Source organism: Paenibacillus jamilae, assembly GCF_050482105.1.
Lineage (GTDB): Bacteria > Bacillota > Bacilli > Paenibacillales > Paenibacillaceae > Paenibacillus > Paenibacillus jamilae_B.
Window position 1 is genome coordinate 1 of sequence record NZ_JBCNHI010000065.1, and the last position, 2,276, is coordinate 2,276.

The window sequence follows — 2,276 nt, forward strand, 5'->3', positions numbered from 1 at the left end:
TATTTGCTCGACTATGATCAGCAAACGTCGATTCCAACCGGCAAAGTAGGCGCGAAAGCCGAGGGTGAACAATTTGAGCATGTGCTGTGCGATCTGGGCCAAGACTTGACCAAACGTATGGAAATGGTGGCCAAGCAGCACTACGTGACCGCGAATACGTTGCTGCAAACAGCTTGGGGCTTACTGCTCCAAAAGTACAATGGTAGTGACGATGCTGTCTTTGGCGGTGTCGTATCGGGTCGCCCGGCTGATATTTCGGGGATCGAAAATATGGTGGGCTTGTTCATTAACACCATCCCCATTCGTATTCGCAGCCAGGCTGAGGACACCTTTGCCGACCTGATCAGAGCAAATCAGCAGCAGGCACTGGCTTCTCAAGATTATGAAACGTATCCGCTGTATGAAATTCAAGCCTTGACCGAGCAAAAGCAAGAGCTGATCAACCACATTATCGTGTTTGAAAACTATCCGGTGGAGGAGCAGGTCGAGCAGCTTGGCGAAGGTGCGGCGTCGGATTTTGTAATCAGCAATGCAGGCATGATTGAACAAACGAACTATGATTTCAATCTGGTCGTCATGCCGCAGGAAGCGATGAAAATCCGATTTGAGTACAATACGAAGTTATATGATCGGGAAGCCGTGGAACGGACTCAGGGCCATTTAATACAGCTGCTGGAGCAGGTAGTGGCGAATCCGGACATTCGGGTGCAAGAGCTAGATGTGTTAAGCAAGCAGGAACGCGAGCAAATTCTCAGCGTATGGGGAGATACAGCTGCCGAGTATCCAAGCCAGCAAACGATCTATAGTCTGTTTGAGACACAAACGGCGCACACGCCAGAGCAGCCAGCGTTGTACTTTGAAGGAGAGCAACTGAGCTATCGCGAGCTGAATGAACGTGCAAATCGTCTGGCTCGTACCTTGCGCAGTCAAGGCGTGACGAAGGATCGGCTGGTGGGTCTGATGACCGAGCGTTCGATAGACTTGATTGTGGGTATGTTAGGCATTTTGAAAGCGGGAGGTGCATATGTCCCCATCGATCCGACGTATCCAGAGGAACGTATCCGCTATATGCTGGACGACTCGGGAGCAGAGCTGTTGTTGACGCAAAGCCATCTGGTGGACAAGGTAGCTTTTGATGGTCAGATGCTGGTGCTGAATGGAGCAGAAAGTGTGTATCACGAGGATGGTTCCAACCTGGAGCCGCTGTCTGGTCCGAACGATCTAGTGTATGTGATCTATACGTCGGGTACGACGGGACAGCCGAAGGGTGTTATGGTGGAGCATCGCAATGTCGTACGTTTGGTGAAAAATACAAACTACGCGCAGTTGGATGCTGACACGCGCATTTTGCAAACAGGCGCTATTGTTTTCGACGCATCCACCTTCGAAATTTGGGGAGCTCTATTAAACGGTGGACAGCTTGTGCTAGTGAGTCAGGATGTCATTTTGGATGTGCTCAAGCTTAAGGAAGCCGTCCACAGCCACAGCATTACCACAATGTTTTTGACCACACCGCTCTTTAACCAGCTGTCGCAGCAGGATTTGGCGCTGTTCGAGGGGATGCGGGAGCTACTGGTCGGTGGTGATGTGATGTCCGTACCACATATGAACCGGGTGCTGGAGGCCCATCCGTCCCTGCGAATCAGTAACATTTATGGCCCGACTGAAAATACGACCTTTTCCACGGTGCATGCGATCACCGATGTACAATCGGAATCGGTGCCAATTGGCAGACCGATCCATAATTCGACAGCGTACGTTGTGGACCGTTCAATGCGGCTTCAGCCCGTCGGGGTATGGGGTGAGCTGCTGGTAGGCGGTGACGGGGTGGCACGTGGATACCGCAACCGACCGGACCTGACGTCCGAAAAGTTCATTGACAGCCCGTTCCGCAGCGGAGAACGCTGCTATCGCACAGGCGACCTGGTACGCTTGAATGCAGACGGTACGCTGGAATATAAGGGGCGGATCGACGCGCAAGTGAAAATTCGGGGCTACCGAATCGAACTGGGCGAGGTAGAAACGCAGCTGTTGAAGCTGGAGGCAGTGCAAGAAGCTGTGGTCATCGCACGAGAAGATGACCAAGGGCAAAAGCAGCTCTGCGCTTATGTGGTCGCCGATGAGGAAGTTGTCGCCTGTGTGCTACGCAGCACTTTGAGCCAAAAACTGCCAGGTTACATGATTCCTTCCTATCTGGTACAGCTGGAGCAAATGCCGCTGACACCAAACGGTAAAATCGACCGCAAGGCCCTGCCCGCACCCGAAGGCAGCCTGCA

Annotated in this window: 1 protein-coding gene; it reads left to right on the forward strand. The window is 52.5% G+C overall.

Going from position 1 to position 2,276, the window contains the following annotated elements; translation table 11 throughout:
* Nucleotides 1–2,276, forward strand: a 2,276-nt coding sequence (locus tag ABEW32_RS26295) for a non-ribosomal peptide synthetase (protein ID WP_430193248.1), incomplete at both ends; no start/stop codon positions are given.